Source organism: Glycomyces sp. NPDC049804, assembly GCF_040674615.1.
Lineage (GTDB): Bacteria > Actinomycetota > Actinomycetes > Mycobacteriales > Micromonosporaceae > Glycomyces > Glycomyces niveus.
The window spans coordinates 354,515-368,890 of record NZ_JBFAMQ010000005.1; the positions used below are offsets into that span (position 1 = coordinate 354,515).

A 14,376-nucleotide genomic window follows, 5' to 3' on the forward strand; every position below is an offset into this window, starting at 1 on the left:
GTTTTGAGGTTACTATGGGTGGTTCACGGGGTTTTTGGGTGGGTTTCCGGCGGCGGGCTTTTCTGGTCGTCCGCCGGTGTGCGGGGGGGGGCCCCCCCCCGCCCCCCCCGGCGGTGCGTCCAGACAACCACCGGTCGCGTCGGGGCGGTGGCGAACCTGCCGGTAACCGGTGGAGGGAGGGCCGCCGGGCGGGGGCGCCCGGCGGCGGTGGGTGCGTCTAGCGGATCGGGTTCCAGCCGTCGCTGCCGCGCAGGTAGTCCGCGGGTTCGTAGTTGGCGGCGTCGCCCGAGGACATCTGCGGGCGGTTGGCGTTCACGGTCGCGCCCGGCCCGGTGTTCTGGTACTCGCGCAGGCGGGCGTCCTCCCAGGCGAGACCGGACATGTCCGACCACGGTTCGGCCGTGCGGATGTGCGCGCCCATGACGGTCTGGCGGTAGAGGACCTGGCCGCGCGCGGTGGTCGAGCCGCCGGCGGGCCAGGGCCGGCCGAGGTACACGGAGTTGCTGGGCGCGTTGCTGGTCAGGGTGCACTGGTAGAACAGCAGCCCGTACGAGTTGGTGATCTCGGTGCTGGGCGCGGCGATGTAGCCGTTGTTGGTGCTGGAGCCGCGCGTGAGCGAGTGGATGGTGCATCCGTCGAACACGGCGGTGCCGCGCCCGAAGATGAAGTCGACGTCGCCTTCGACGTAGCAGTCGCGGTAGTACTGCCGCGACACCGTGGACGCCGAGGGCGAGTCGGTGAGCAGCGTGTCCTGGTTGCCGAGGAATCGCACGTTGTCGAAGACCATCCGGTCGCCCTGGACCTTGACGGCGACGGCCTGGCTCTGCCCGTTGGCCGCCTCGTCGTAGGTGTTGGCGAAGGTCAGGTCCTCGGCGGTGAAGTTCGCGCCCTGCAGGAGGACGCTGGCGCTGCCGCTGGTCCCCCACGTGCCGCCGGAGCCGTTGTCGCAGGCGGCGCAGCGGTTGTCGTGGATGACGACGTCGGCCGCGTTCCCGGTGGCGCCGAGGAAGGTGATGCCGGTCTTCGAGGACGGCACGGTCACGTTGCCCTTGTAGGTGCCCTTCTTGATGAGGATGGTCGAGCCGGAGGGCGCGGCGTTCACCGCCGCCTGCACCGTGGTGTGGGTGCCGGAGCCGTCGAGGGCCACCACGTAGTCGGCGTCGACGTCGCCTTCGGCGGGGTCGAGTTTCCATTGCTGGTTGGCGGCGCCGGTGGCGGCGTACTGGGAGATGCGGCCGCCGGCGGTGGTGGACCACTCCCAGACGTCGAGGGCTTTGCCGGAGGCGCGGTTGACGATGGTGGCGTAGCCGCCCGATTCGGTGACGCGCCACTGCTGGTTGGCGCTGCCGGCGTCGCCCCACTGCTGGATCTTCGCGCCGTCGGCGCTGCTCGCGCCTTCGACGTCCAGGACCTGGTTCGAGTGGCGCACTTGGATCTTGTAGTAGCCGCCGCCGGCGTCGATGAAGCGGAACTGCTGGTCGTAGGAGCCGTTGCTCGACCACTGGACGACCTCGGCGCCGCCGGCGGTCGAGGCCGCGCGGATGCCCAGCACGAGCCCCGAATGGCGCGACTCGATGTGGTACCAGACGCCGGTGGTCACCGCTTGCGCCGTGCCGGTGATGAAGAAGGTCCCGGCGGCGGCGATCACCGCGCCCAGCACGGCGGCGAGGACGGCCGCCGTCCGCCCGCGGCGCGGGGGGACTCGGAGGTTCATTGGCATGTCGTCTCCAGGGGAGAGCCGGTCGCTGAGACATGCCGGGTGGTTCCTCAGCGAACCGGGCATTGATGTGTGTCAATGTAAAGCTTAGGGCAATCGCTTCCCAAAGCCAACCCCGCGAATGGACGGGAACTGGACCCGGCCGCAGGAGCCGGGTCCTTTCCGGTTGCGGGTCAGCCGTTGTTGGTGCGTCCGACGTAGACGTTGCGCGCCTTGTAGTAGGTGTCGCCGGTGGGGCCGTTGGCACCCGAGGAGCCCTCCATCTGGAGGTTGATGATGATGTTCATCGGCTTGCCGACGAAGTTGGAGCCGGTGTGGGCGGCCTTCCAGACGTCGTCGAGGTAGTAGTGGATCTGGACGTCGGCGGCGGAGGTCTTGGTCATCCAGATCCGGTACTCGTGCCAGCTGCCGGGCGAGGCGACGGTGACGAGCGTGTTGTCCCAGGCGCCGTCGTAGGTGTTGAACCAGTTGCGGTTGTCGCCCTTGTACTCGAGGATGTCGCTCTCGGGCGGCCAGGAGGCGGCGCCGGTGATCCAGAACGCCGGCCAGGTGCCGGGCGCCGAGGGGGCCTGGAACTCGCCGCGGATCTCCCAGTTCGGGTACCGGTCGTTGACGAGGACCTGGTTCTTGGCGTGGATGGCCGCCGAGTGGTAGCGGATGGGCAGGTAGGGGTCCTTGCTGCTGTTGCCCTCGTTCCAGGTGATGCGCGTGGCCTTGAGGTTGAGGACGCCCGCGGGCGAGATGAAGCAGTGGTTGGCGTCCGTCGAGGACGCGTACATCCGGGCGGTGCCGTTGTGGTCGGCACCCCAGGGGTACAGGTAGTTCCATTCGGATTCGAGGGCGGCCCGGCTCGCGAAGGAGTTGCCGTCGATGAGGGTCTCCCATGCGGCGGTGCCGATCTGCCGGGCCGCGGCGTCGGCGGCCCGGGCGGGGTCCACGCCGCCGATGAGCGGTGCGGTGACGGCGGCAGCGGCGGTGGCCGCGATCCGCTTGAGGGCCGTGCGTCGGGAGCTGCCGGGTTGCGGTGGGTTCGTCATGCTGACCGCCTTCGCGTCGTCGCGCGCCGATGCGACCGCCCGGAGCAATGCGGTCACATCGAACATATTCAATATATGGTGCGCAATGGGCGCACGGATGTCAACAGCGATCCACGGTTTCCAACGCGGTCAGTTCGCGATCGCGACGACGATCATCGCCGCGGCCACCAGGGTGTCGAGGACGACGCAGAACTCGGCCAGCGACCGGGAGACGACCCGCTCGGTGCGGTGGTGCCACACGTCCCAGGCCGCGTGGCCGAGCAGGCCGGCCGCCACCAGGTAGAGCCCGAGGTCGCCGCCGACGAGGAGCACCGCCACGGCGACCGCGCCGAAGCCGAGCATCGCGAGGCTCTGCAGCGGCAGGCCTTCCGCCGGGCGGGCCGCGCCGCGCACGAGGCCGTAGGCCGCGAGCAGGACGGCGATGCCGATGAGGCCCCAGACGGCGAAGTCCGCTTCGTAGGCGGTGAACCCGGCGGCGGCGATCACGGCGAAGGACAGGAAGAACACCGGCCAGGCCGCGCCGCGGCGCTGGAAGGCCGCGGCGCCGATGTAGACGAACCCGGAGGCGGTGAGCACCGGCGCGATGTCGGCCCCGGAGGTCACGCCCCAGGCCACGAAGGCGGCCATCGCGATGCCGGCCGCGGTCGGCCAGCGCCGCAGGGCGGCCCGGAGCGGGTTCCCCGAGCGGGGCAGGGTTTCGGTGGTCGTGGTCGTCATGGCTGGTCTCCATACCTAGAGGGGGTATCCGTTGGGTCAACCATCCCCCGATCCCCCGAGGAGTTCAACGTTCCGGACCAGGCAGGTCCGAAATCTTGGCATCCAGGTCTTTCAGACCTAGGCTGGAGGGCATGGCACCGCATCGCGTGGTCGTCGTCGGGTACGACGACGCCGAACTCCTCGACATCGCCTGCGTCACGACCACACTGGACTCGGTCCGGGTGATCGACGCGGCGCTCGGCTACGACCTCGTGCTCGCCACCCCGGGCGGGCGGCCGATCACCTGCTCGTCAGGGCTGGTCCTCAACGGACAGGCGGCGCTCGAACGCCTGCGCGGTCCGATAGGGACGCTCGTGGTCTCGGGCGGGCTCGGGCACGAGGGCGCGGCCCACGATGAGCGGCTGGTGGGGCATGTGCGGCGCCTCGCCCGCGAGAGCGAGCGCATCGCGTCCCTGTGCACCGGCGCGAGCGTCCTCGCGGCGGCGGGGCTGCTCGACGGGAAGCGGGCGACCACCCACTGGCACTTCGCCGAGCGCCTCGCCGAGCAGTACGCGGGCGTCGAAGTGGACCCGCGCCCGATCTGGATCCGGGACGGGAACGTCTACACCGCGGCGGGGGTGACGAGCGCGCTCGACCTCGCGCTGTCGTTCATCGAGGCGGACTACGGGCCGGACATGGCCCGCTGGGTCTCGCGGGCGATGGTCACCTACTTGCACCGGCCCGGGAACCAGGCGCAGATGAGCATGTTCACCGCCGCGCCCGCGGTCGACCACGACCTGGTCCGCAAGGTCACCGACCATGTGGGCGAGGCGCTCGACGGCGATCTGTCCACGGAGGCGCTGGCGGGGGTCGCGCGGGTGAGCCCGCGGCACCTGACCCGCCTGTTCCGCCTGCATCTGCACCAGACGCCGGGCCGGTACGTCAGGCAGGCGCGCGTGACGGCGGCCGCGCAGCTGCTCTCCACGACGGACCTGCCGGTGGCGCGGGTGGCGAGCCGCTGCGGGTTCGCCTCCGCCGAGGCGCTGCGGCAGGCGTTCGCCCGCGAGTACGGCACCACGCCGTCGCAGTACCGCAGGACGGCCGCCTGACTGTCGGACACCGGACAGCTTCACTGAACGCGAGCATCTCGTCACTGTAAGTGATACTTTCTGGGGCGTGTGCCACTGCGGCCCACCGGCACCGATCCCGGACACGAACCGGCGCAGTCGAATCGGTGCCATCCACTTCAGATGCAAGGAGGGTGCGCTATGCGGCGCACGAAACGCAACATCCTGCTCGCCTTCGGGGCCGCGGCCGTGCTCGCCGTCGCTCCGGCGACCTCGGTGCAGGCCTCGCCCGGCATGGACGCCGAGTCCGTGACCTGCCAGGACATCGGCGGCGGCACCTGGTGCCAGGGCACCGCCTCGGGCGATCACTGGTGGTCGTCGAAGTGCATCTCGAACTACTACCACCCGACGAACTTCCACAGCTCCACCGCGATCATCGGCGACGACACCCAGCGCGGCGTCGCCGGCCCCGGCCAGTGGTCCAAGGCCACGGCCCAAGCCGGTTCCGGGCACACCTGCTATACGAAGTACAACCCGGACGCCTGAGTCCGGTCGGCCAGGGGCGTCGCCTGCGGGGGCGGCGCCCCTTCACGCTCGCCGCAGGCCGTCGAAGAGCAGGTCGAGGGCGCGGCGGCGCAGCGCCTCGTCCCATTCGGCGGCGACGGCTTCCTGGCAGAGGGCGGCGAGCAGCGCGATGAGCTCGTCGGACCGCAGGTCCTCCCTGACGACACCACCGTCACGAGCCCGCTCGAGCAGGACGTCGACCGAGGGCCGCAGCCGCTCCAGCGCATCGGCGACGCGCACTTGCACCCCGGTCTCGGCGAGGCGCGCGAAGATCGCCCGCTGCGAGGCGGCGGCCTCCATGATGAGGGCGCCGAACCCGAACAGCGCGTTCGGGTCCCGGTCGCGGACCATCGCCTCGGCCTTGCCGATGAGCCGGTCGAGCAAGTTCATCACCACGGCTTTGAGCAGGTCGGGCTTGGTCGGGAAGTGGCGGAAGACCGTACCGATCGCGACCCCGGCGCGGGCGGCGACGGCATCGGTGGCGGCGGACGCGCCCTGCTCAGCGAAGACCGCTTCGGCCGCTTCGAGGATGCGCGCGCGGTTGCGCTGGGCGTCAGCGCGCACGGGTCGCCCGTCCTTGGGCCCCACGCTGTCCCGGTTCATTCGAGATCCCCCTTGCCAAAGTGAGTCGCACTCATTATATTCGGAAGTCGAGTCACACTCAGTTTACTCTCGGAGGCACCACCATGCCCAGTACGACCGCGGCCACGCCGCTCGAGATCTACCGGCAGATGCAGCAGGCCGTCCTCCGCGAAGACGGCCCGACCCTGCTCCCCGCCGAACTCCTGGCCGACGACATCGTCGTCGAAACCCCGTTCTCCCCGCCGGGAGCCCGCCGCTTCGAAGGCCGCACGGAATGGCTCGAGTTCTACGCGAGCCGCCCGCTCCCGTTCCGCTTCGAAGCCTTCCGCGAACTGTCCACACTCGCGACCGCCGACCCCGAGGTCCTCGTCGTCGAATACGAACTCACCGGCACGGTCACCACCACCGGCCTTTCCGGCTCCGCGGCCTTCATCGCCGTCCTGCGCGTCCGCGACGGAAAGATCGTCCTCTGGCGCGAATACCAGGACCTCCCGGCCATCAGCCGAGCCCTGAGCCTGCCACCTGAAGACCTCAGCCGCTCGCCGCGATAAGCGCACGCAGCAGCGGCTCCGGATCGACGCCCCGCGGGAAGTCGCTCACCTGCCCGTCGCCCGCCTCGACCACCCGCCACACGCCGTCGGCGCGCTGCGCGAGATCGGTGGTGACGAACGGGCACCCCAGGGCCGCAACGGCTTCCGCGACCCCGCTCAGGTCGGGTTCGACGACGGTGTCCGGCCGGTCAGGGTGCGGGCCGATGACCACCGGCTCGCCTCGGACCCACCACACCCGCGCCTCGGCAGCACGACCGCCCGAGCCGACGAAGTCTTCGAACGCCCGCACCACGAGTCCGCCGGCCAGGTCTGAGCCTTGGCGCTCGATGAAACAGGCAGCGGTCGCGCGCAGCGCCGCGACATCCGCGAGGTCGGCCACGTAGAACGCTTCCGGCTCGCCCTTGCGCGACTTCACGAAGTCCTTCACCATCCCCGGTCCACCCGCCAACTCCCCCGCCACCACCGCCAGCTCCTCAACGCTCGGGATCTCGTTGGGCTGCAGGGAAAGCCAGCGTGTGGCCGGGGTCAGCCCCGCGAACGCGCCGTACCAGCCGGGCAGTTCATGCGCCGCCCGGTACCGCTCCGGCCCCGTCACGAGCTCGACGCCGCGCTCGGCGAGCGCGCCGTACAGGGCGGCGTACTGCCCGCCGGTCGCCATCCAACCGCGGTACCAGGCCGCGCCCAGTCCGGCAGGGATCCGGGCGACCGCCTGGGCGATCGCACCGCGCGCCAACGCCTCATGGTCGACGAGCGCGACCGCCGCACCGAGCCCGGCGGCCAGCGCCGCCTCGGCCGCATAGTGCTCGTCGGGACGGCGCGGCCGGAGCATGTCGGCACAGTAGAGCATCGTGGCGGGCATGCCCGAATACTAAAAGCCCGCTGCGACGACTTCCCACTTCGCGGTGCCAGTAGTCGGCATCGGCGCTGGTGCTCTTGATGATCGCGTCGGGTCGGACCGGGGCCGGCCACAGCTCCAGCAGGTAGCGGTCCACTCCGCCCTCCGCGTACTCGCCCTGATGGGCGGCATCGCGCCCGTAGGCGCTGACGCGCACCCGGTAGGTCCCGCAAGGAAGGTCGAGGTCACCGCCGTCGCCGCCCGCAAAGGTACACCACACCACCTCAGCGCCAGGTGGAATTGCGATGGAGACCTCGACGATGTCCTCCCACGATTCGACATCAGCCGGAGAAGGATCGGACGCCAAGACGATGCGCACGGGCGAGCCCCCGGACCGCCCGGCGAGATGGACGAACAACCCTAGGCCTGAAGCGGCTCCGGCCAAGCCGTTGACCTGACCGGCGAAGTTCCGTTCGAGATCGCCGTCGAAACCGTAGTCGCCCCAGCACAGTTCGAACAGTCCGTAGTCGGTCTCGATCATCTCGTCCAGCAGCACTCGCCCCATGTGCCGATTCTGGCACCGGGTACCGACAGCCCGATTGGTGTCAGCGCACGGATTTGATGGGCCAGACCAGGATGCCGCCGAGGAGGGTGACCGCGGCGCTCACCGCGTAGAGCGCGGAGTAGCCGCCGAGCCCTGCCACGATCGGGGCGGCGAGGGCCGGGCCGAGGACTTGCGGTGCGGTGGAGGCGATGTTGATGATGCCGAGGTCTTTGGCGCGGTCGGTGGCGGCCGGGAGGACCTGGGTGATGAGCGCTTGGTCGACCGAGAGGTAGACGCCGAAGCCCGCGCCCATGATCGCGGCGGCGGCGATGGCGGCGGGCCAGGTGTGCCAGAACGCCAGGATCAGCGCGGCGGCGGCGATGATCGCAGAGGAGGCGACCACGAGGGGTTTGCGGCGGCCGATCCGGTCCGAGAGCACGCCGCCCGCGACGGCGGTGGCGATGACCCCGCCGGTGTAGAGCAGCGTGAGGATGAGGACGCCCTCGTCGGCGCTGTGCCCGGGGAACCGCTCCTCGTAGCGCACGGCGTCCTCGAGGAAGTACAGCAGGTAGAGCGTGCCGGTGGCGTTGCCGAGCATGACGAGGAAGCGGGTGAACCACGCCCACGCGAAGTCGGGGTGGGCGCGCGGCGACACCCAGAACATGGCGAGGAGGGCGCGCCGGTCGAAGGGCGGGCGCGCGGCGCGCGGCAGTGGCGGGTCCGGAGTGGACAGCGCGAACGGGAGCGCCATCACCAAGGCGGCCAGGCCGATCACGAGGTAGCCGGTCGGGATGTCGGTCACGAGCATGGTGACGACGACCGCGCCGACGACGAGGCCGAGGGCCTGCGGGAAGCCGATCCAGCCGGAGACGACGGCGCGCTGGCGGACGGGCACGTGGTCGGGGATGCCCGCGTTGAGGCTGGCGTACCCCGCGTTGAGGGCGGCCTGGGCGAGGCACCAGCACAGGAGCACGCCGATGACGGTGGTCTGGAGGCCGAGGAGGTAGAGCCCGGCGGCGCCGACGGCGATGCCGCCGACGGTCCAGGGGTGGCGGCGGCCGAAGCGGCCCGCGGTGCGGTCGGAGAGCGCCCCGGCGAGGGGGTTGGCGACGACGGCGACGAGTGCGCCGACGCCGGTGACGAGGCCGAACGCGGCGACCTTGCCGTCTTCGTCGATCTCGGCGAGCTGGAGCGGCAGGAGGATCTGGATCGGGGTGAAGAAGGCCATGTAGAGACCGAGCATGGCGGTGGTGATGCCGCCGATCCAGGCTTTGCCGACGTTCCGTTCGGGTTGGGCGAGGGCTGCGGGAGGAGGGGCTTCGGGGGCGGTGGTCACGGGCGGCGGCTCTCGCTCTGCCTCTGCGTCGCTCCGCGGCGCTCCTCGATGTGTCTCCGGTACCAGTCGAAGGACGCCTTAGGGGTGCGGTCCTGCGTCTCGGGGTCCACATGCACCAGTCCGAAGCGCTGGTGGTAGCCCTCGGCCCATTCGAAGTTGTCGAGGAGGCTCCACACGAGGTAGCCGCGCACGTCGACGCCTTGCGCGGTCGCGGCGTCGAGGGCTTCCACGTGCGCCGCGAGGTAGTCGATGCGGTCCTGGTCGGGGATGGTGCCGTCCGCGGCGGGCGGGACGCTGTAGGAGCAGCCGTTCTCGGTGATCCACAGGGGCGGCAACGCGTCGCCGTAGTCCTCGGTGAGCTCCACAAGGGTCTGCGTGAGGCCGGAGGGGATGACGGGCCAGTCGAAGTCGGTGGTCTTCACATCGTCGAACTCGACGATGTCGAAGGGCAGCGGCGATTCCGGCGGGGCCGCGGTGAGGCGGGTCGGGTTGTAGTAGTTGACGCCGAGGCCGTCGAGGGGCTGCGCGATGGCCTCGAGGTCGCCGTCCTTGAGGAACGGGAGCGCGCCGAGGCCGAGGGCCGAGAAGTCCGGGTACCGGCCGACCAGCACGGGGTCGGTGAACAGGCGGCGGTGGATGAGGTCGTAGGCCGCGGCGGCGGCAAGGTCGTTCTCGTTGCCGCTGAACGGGACTGCGGGCGTGTAGCTGTTCGTGAGCATGACGAACGGCGCGCCCGCCGCGCGCAGGGCGCTCGTGGCGAGGCCGTGGCCGAGGAGCTGGTGGTGGGCGGCGGGAAGCGCGTCGAGCAGGAGGAGGTGGCCGGGCGCGTGCTGGCCGAGCGCGTAGCCGAGGGCCATGTGCTCGAAGGGCTCGTTGAGGGTTATCCAATGCCGCACGCGGTCGCCGAGGCGCTCGGCGCAGATCGCGGCGTACTCGGCGAAGCGGTGGGCGGTGTCGCGGTCGAGCCAGCCGCCGGCGTCCTCGAGCGGCTGCGGCAGATCCCAGTGGTAGAGGGTCGCCAGCGGGGTGATCCCGGCGTCCAAGAGCCCGTCGACGAGGCGTTCGTAGAAGTCGAGCCCGGCGTCGTTGACCGCGCCCGTGCCGCCGGGCCGCACGCGCGGCCAGCTGATGGAGAAGCGGTAGACGTCGATGCCGAGGTCGCGCATGAGGGCGATGTCCTCGGGGTAGCGGTGGTAGTGGTCGCAGGCGGTGTCGGCGGTGTGGCCGTCGCGGATCTTCCCCGGCGTGCCCGCATAGGTGTCCCAGACGGACGGTCCGCGTCCGTCCTCGGCCGTGGCGCCTTCGATCTGGAAGGCTGATGTGGCCACCCCCCAAGCGAAGTCGGGCAGACGCGGCGTTGCGGTCACGGGCACCTCCGGGCGTGACGTGAGTAACTTTTGGAAACATACCAGTGGTGTGACCCGCCGGTAACCCCTCGCGGGCTCAGAGTTTTCCGGCCGCCTCGCGCAGGGCCGAGGCGGCCGAGCTCGCGGCGGCAGGCCTTGTTGAACGCCTGGAGGTCGGCGATGTCCCCCGCCGCCGCGACCGCCGGGATCGACAGCGTCGACTCCAGGAGCAGGTGCCGGGCGCGTTCGAGGCGGCGGCGGCGCACATGCGCGACCACGGTGGTGCCGGTGGCGGTGCGGAGCCGAAGTTCCTCCTGCCCGCCCTGTGGCAGATCCACCTGCACGACTACGAAGCCGAGATCGAACTCGGCGGTACGACTCCGGCACCCAAGCGCTGGGCGACGGCTGGCGGCGGTTCCAGGCCGCGCGGTTGACCCCGCCATGCCCGGGGCACGAGTACCGGACCTCGTTCCTCAAGCACGAGTTCGGGTTCGAGAAGCGGGAGCGGCCGGGACCGGCCGGCCGCGCGGGACCGCCGCGCGGCTGGTCTAGGGTGGTACCGCTCCCGACCATCCGACTCCCTGGAGGATCCCCATGACCGGTCCCGGTCAGAACGCCCCCGTCGCCTTCGTCTCCGGCGCTTCGCGCGGCCTCGGGGCGGTCATCGCCCGCCGCCTGGCCGCCGACGGGTTCGCCGTCGCGGTCAACTACGGTTCGAGCCGCGAGGGGGCGGAGCGGGTCGTCGCGGACATCGAGGCGGCGGGAGGGACCGCGGCGGCCTTCGGCGGGGACGTCACCGACGAGGCCGCGGTCGCGGCGCTCGCCGAGCGGGTGCGCGCCGAGCTGGGGCCGGTGACGGTGCTGGTGGCCAACGCGACCGGGCCGCAGCCGGAAGTCGCGATCGACGACCTCGAATGGAACGACCACCTCGCGCAGCTCGAGTTCTTCGTGAAGAGCCCCACCCTGCTGCTCAAGGCGTTCCTGCCGGACATGCGCGCGGCCGGGGGCGGCCGGGTGGTGCAGATCGGCTCCGACATGTTCGAGCGGGCGCTGGCGGGCTGGTCGGCGTACGTGGCGGCGAAGGGCGCGCAGTGGGGCCTGACCCGTTCGTGGGCGCGGGAGCTCGGCCCGGACGGGATCACCGTGAACCTGGTCGCGCCGGGCTGGATCCCGGTCGAGCGGCACGGCGAGCTCGGCGAGGCCGACCTGGCCGGGTATCTCGCGGACCTGCCGCTGGGCCGCATCGGGGTGCCGGGCGACATCGCCGCTGCGGTGTCCTATCTGGTCTCTGACGCCGCGGCCTTCGTGACCGGCCAGCGCCTCACGGTCAACGGCGGACACACCATCGATTAGCTTGCGGCGCAAGTGGACCGGCCGCGCGGGATCGCCGCGCGGCCGGTCCTTCCCCTAGGCGGCGGGCCTTGCGATCGAATCGCTCGTGAGGATCACGAGCTTCTGGGTCGCGCGGGTCATCGCCACGTACCGGTCCACCGCGCCTTCGATGCCCTCGCCGAACGCCTGCGGGTCCACGAGGACGACCAGGTCGAACTCGAGCCCCTTCGAGAGCTCCGGGGTGAGCGAGCGGATCCGGGCGGTGGGCTCGAAACCGGGAGCGCCGATGACGCAGGCGGTGCCGTCGTCGTGCGCGGCCAGCCAGGCGCCGAGGATCGCTTCGAGGTCCTCAGTGGATCCGTGCTGGACGGGGACGCCGCTGCTGCGCACCGAGGTCGGCACGTTCGCGTCCGGAAGCGCGCCCCGGATGACCTGCTCGGCCTCGGCCATGACCTCTTCGGGCGTGCGGTAGTTGATGCTCAGCGACGCGAGGCGGGCGCGGTCGAGGCCGACGCGGTGCAGGCGCTCGCTCCACGACTCGGTGAAGCCGTGCCGGGCCTGGGCTCGGTCGCCGACGATCGTGAAGCTGCGGGAGGGGCAGCGGCGCAGCAGCATCTGCCATTCGGCGTCGGTCAGCTCCTGGGCCTCGTCGACGATGACGTGCGCGAACGGACCGGCGAGCAGGTCCGGGTCGGCGGTCTCGAAGTCCTCGTAGTGGACCAGGGCGTCCTGGAGGTCGGCGCCCTTGAGCAGGATCATCTCCTCCACATTGCCGTCCCCGGCTTCGAGGATGTCCTCCACGACCCTGTCGATGACCACGCGCTCGGCGGCGATCTCGGCCTCGCGGCGGCGGGCGTCGCGGGACGCCTCGGGGTCGCCGAGCCGGAACCGCGCGGCGTCGAGGAACGGCAGGTCGGACGCGGTCCAGGGCGCGCCGTCGGCGCGGTGGAGCAGGGAGACCTGGTCCTCGTCGAGCCAGGGCGCGCACATGCCCAGGAAGTCGGGGACCGCCCACAATGCTGTGACGAGGTCGGCGGGTTCGATGACGGGCCAGGCCTTGTCGAAGGCGCGCACCAGGTCCCGGTTGCGGGCGAGGGACTGCCGCAGCAGGCCCTCGTCGATCTCCTCCTCGTCGAGCTTCTCGGCGACGATCGTGACCAGTTCGTCCCAGATCGCTTCGCGCGCTTCGTTGTGGGGCGTGCCGAGGCCCGCCGCGTCGAACGCGTCGGCCCAGTCGTCGGCGCTGATGCGCACCTCGCCCCAGTGGGTCTCGACGGTCGTCCCTGAGGCGGGCGGGCGCTCGTAGCGGCGCACCGCCGGCTCGATCGCCCCTAGCAGTTCCATGCCGGACTTCAATGCGGCGACATCGGGGTCCGCCTCCTCAGGGGCGGTCGCGCCCTCGGGCTGGAGGTCGCGGACCGTGCAGGTCTGCACGCCCTCCTCGCCGAGGCTGGGCAGGACGTCGGCGACGTAGGCCAGGTACGGCTGGTGCGGGCCGACGACGAGGACCCCGCCCTTGTGGTGGCCCACGCGCGGGTCGGAGTAGAGCAGGTAGGCGGCGCGGTGGAGGGCGACGACGGTCTTTCCGGTGCCGGGGCCGCCGTCGACCACGAGCGTGCCGCTCGATCCGGCCCGGATGATCGCGTCCTGGTCGGCCTGGATGGTGCCCAGGACGTCCCGCATCCGCTCGGAGCGGCTGGTGCTGAGGCTGGCGATGAACGCGGACTGGTCGTCAAGGGCCGCATGGCCTTCGAGGCCGTCGAGGGTGAACACCTCCTCCCAGTAGTCGCTGATGCGGCCGCGGGTCCAGCGGTAGCGGCGGCGGCTGGCGAGGCCCATCGGGTCGGCGTGGGTCGCGCCGAAGAACGGCTCGGCGGCGGGCGAGCGCCAGTCGAGCAGCAGGCGGCGGCCGTCGGCGGCGGTGAGCCCGAGGCGGCCGATGTAGACGGTCTCGCCGTCGGCGGCCACGGTCCGGCCCAGGCACAGGTCCATGCCGAAGCGGCGGAGGGTGCCCAGGCGGCCGGTGAGCCGGTGGATCTCCCGGTCCCGGTCGGCGGCGGCCTGGCCCTCGAACCGCCCCGTGCCGCCGGGTGCTCTGCGGGCGGCGGCGAGGCGCTCGCCGATCTCGGCGATCGACTGCTCGAGGCTGGCTTCGATGGCGGCGAAGTGCCGCTCGTCGTCGGCGATGAGCCGCGGGTCGGCCTTCGCGGCGAGTCGGTCGGGCAGTCGGAAGGCGCTGGTGCGGGCGGCGGAGGTGGAGGTGCGGGTCTGGTTCACTACTGCGGCCCCTTCGATCGGCGGCGTGTGCATTCCGGTCCCCTCGGCGTTGCGAGTGCTGGCGTGAAATACGATTGTGAACCACACTGAACTGCGAAAACGCACCCCGGTGCACCTGGTTTCGGAACCCCCGGGTTATATTCTGGAGTGGGAAGAGGCGCAGGCCCCTTCCCTTTCGCGTTTCCGGGTTCCGACCAGCCGGAACGGCCGCGCCCCGCTCCGGGAGCGCCGGAGGCGTGGTCGGTCCTCCCGGACGCCGCTCAGCGGGGGCGATCCGCCGAAACGGTCTCCGAGCCCCGCGCCGTTCGGGCGCTTCCTCGCGCGGCGAGCGCGGTGGCCGGGTTGGGCCCGTTCATCGCCGAACGCCGTTTCGTGGCCATTCCGTGCCATGTGACCTGTGGGTCTACGCCAAGAGATTTATCAAACACCTGTTTGAGGTTGCGCGCTGCCCGCAGTTCGGTATGTTGATCTTGATACACATGTTCGACAAGA

The 14,376-nt window shown here is 71.1% G+C and carries 14 protein-coding genes and 2 pseudogenes; 6 read left to right on the plus strand and 10 right to left on the minus strand.

The window, feature by feature from the left end:
• Positions 1 to 217: 217 nt before the first annotated feature.
• From AB0K52_RS10720 to AB0K52_RS10730, 3 genes are all read right to left on the minus strand, one after another.
• Positions 218 to 1,714 (minus strand): pectinesterase family protein, encoded by a 1,497-nt coding sequence (locus tag AB0K52_RS10720; protein ID WP_363529292.1) that lies wholly within the window; start codon positions 1,712 to 1,714, stop codon positions 218 to 220.
• 176 nt (positions 1,715 to 1,890) lie between these two features.
• Positions 1,891 to 2,754, minus strand: coding sequence for a twin-arginine translocation signal domain-containing protein (locus tag AB0K52_RS10725; RefSeq protein WP_363529295.1), 864 nt, complete (start codon positions 2,752 to 2,754; stop codon positions 1,891 to 1,893).
• Between the two features lie 129 nt (positions 2,755 to 2,883).
• Positions 2,884 to 3,471 (minus strand): hypothetical protein, encoded by a 588-nt coding sequence (locus AB0K52_RS10730; protein WP_363529298.1) that lies wholly within the window; start codon positions 3,469 to 3,471, stop codon positions 2,884 to 2,886.
• Between the two features lie 131 nt (positions 3,472 to 3,602).
• Between AB0K52_RS10730 and AB0K52_RS10735 the strand changes: the two genes are divergently transcribed.
• Both AB0K52_RS10735 and AB0K52_RS10740 read left to right on the plus strand, forming a co-directional pair.
• Positions 3,603 to 4,559 carry a GlxA family transcriptional regulator gene (locus tag AB0K52_RS10735; RefSeq protein ID WP_363529301.1) on the plus strand — a complete coding sequence of 319 codons (957 nt, stop codon included), beginning with the start codon at positions 3,603 to 3,605 and terminating at the stop codon, positions 4,557 to 4,559.
• A gap of 159 nt (positions 4,560 to 4,718) precedes the next feature.
• Positions 4,719 to 5,063 carry a lactococcin 972 family bacteriocin gene (locus tag AB0K52_RS10740; protein WP_363529304.1) on the plus strand — a complete coding sequence of 115 codons (345 nt, stop codon included), beginning with the start codon at positions 4,719 to 4,721 and terminating at the stop codon, positions 5,061 to 5,063.
• A gap of 42 nt (positions 5,064 to 5,105) precedes the next feature.
• Here AB0K52_RS10740 and AB0K52_RS10745 read toward each other — a convergent pair whose 3' ends face one another.
• Positions 5,106 to 5,645, minus strand: a complete 540-nt coding sequence (locus AB0K52_RS10745; RefSeq protein WP_363529306.1) for a TetR family transcriptional regulator — start codon at positions 5,643 to 5,645, stop codon at positions 5,106 to 5,108.
• A 122-nt stretch (positions 5,646 to 5,767) separates the two neighbouring features.
• Between AB0K52_RS10745 and AB0K52_RS10750 the strand changes: the two genes are divergently transcribed.
• The gene (locus AB0K52_RS10750) at positions 5,768 to 6,214 is read left to right on the plus strand and encodes a nuclear transport factor 2 family protein (RefSeq protein WP_363529309.1); all 447 of its coding nucleotides are present in this window, start codon (positions 5,768 to 5,770) and stop codon (positions 6,212 to 6,214) included.
• On the opposite strand, the gene AB0K52_RS10755 is transcribed toward AB0K52_RS10750, so the two are convergent.
• The 5 genes and pseudogenes from AB0K52_RS10755 to AB0K52_RS10775 all read right to left on the minus strand — a co-directional run.
• Positions 6,195 to 7,061 (minus strand): ATP-grasp domain-containing protein, encoded by an 867-nt coding sequence (locus tag AB0K52_RS10755; RefSeq protein ID WP_363529551.1) that lies wholly within the window; start codon positions 7,059 to 7,061, stop codon positions 6,195 to 6,197. The genes AB0K52_RS10750 and AB0K52_RS10755 overlap by 20 nt on opposite strands.
• Entirely contained in the window at positions 6,952 to 7,614 is a 663-nt protein-coding gene (locus AB0K52_RS10760; RefSeq protein ID WP_363529311.1) for a hypothetical protein, read from the minus strand. The genes AB0K52_RS10755 and AB0K52_RS10760 overlap by 110 nt, the downstream gene beginning before the upstream one ends.
• 40 nt (positions 7,615 to 7,654) lie before the next feature.
• The gene (locus AB0K52_RS10765) at positions 7,655 to 8,929 is read right to left on the minus strand and encodes an MFS transporter (RefSeq protein WP_363529314.1); all 1,275 of its coding nucleotides are present in this window, start codon (positions 8,927 to 8,929) and stop codon (positions 7,655 to 7,657) included.
• Positions 8,926 to 10,296 (minus strand): GH1 family beta-glucosidase, encoded by a 1,371-nt coding sequence (locus tag AB0K52_RS10770; protein ID WP_363529316.1) that lies wholly within the window; start codon positions 10,294 to 10,296, stop codon positions 8,926 to 8,928. The genes AB0K52_RS10765 and AB0K52_RS10770 overlap by 4 nt, the downstream gene beginning before the upstream one ends.
• Positions 10,293 to 10,565, minus strand: a pseudogene (locus AB0K52_RS10775) (helix-turn-helix domain-containing protein); the annotation flags it as partial. The pseudogene AB0K52_RS10775 and the gene AB0K52_RS10770, both read right to left, overlap by 4 nt.
• Here AB0K52_RS10775 and AB0K52_RS10780 point away from each other — a divergent pair.
• The 3 genes and pseudogenes from AB0K52_RS10780 (at position 10,509) to AB0K52_RS10790 (ending at position 11,628) form a co-directional block, all read left to right on the plus strand.
• Entirely contained in the window at positions 10,509 to 10,709 is a 201-nt protein-coding gene (locus AB0K52_RS10780) for a hypothetical protein (RefSeq protein WP_363529566.1), read from the plus strand. The pseudogene AB0K52_RS10775 and the gene AB0K52_RS10780 overlap by 57 nt on opposite strands.
• Positions 10,649 to 10,873: pseudogene (locus AB0K52_RS10785) on the plus strand (hypothetical protein); the annotation flags it as partial. The gene AB0K52_RS10780 and the pseudogene AB0K52_RS10785, both read left to right, overlap by 61 nt.
• The gene (locus tag AB0K52_RS10790) at positions 10,870 to 11,628 is read left to right on the plus strand and encodes an SDR family oxidoreductase (protein ID WP_363529318.1); all 759 of its coding nucleotides are present in this window, start codon (positions 10,870 to 10,872) and stop codon (positions 11,626 to 11,628) included. The pseudogene AB0K52_RS10785 and the gene AB0K52_RS10790, both read left to right, overlap by 4 nt.
• Before the next feature lie 54 nt (positions 11,629 to 11,682).
• Here AB0K52_RS10790 and helR read toward each other — a convergent pair whose 3' ends face one another.
• Positions 11,683 to 13,884 (minus strand): RNA polymerase recycling motor ATPase HelR, encoded by a 2,202-nt coding sequence (helR, locus tag AB0K52_RS10795; protein WP_363529321.1) that lies wholly within the window; start codon positions 13,882 to 13,884, stop codon positions 11,683 to 11,685.
• Positions 13,885 to 14,376 lie beyond the last annotated feature (492 nt).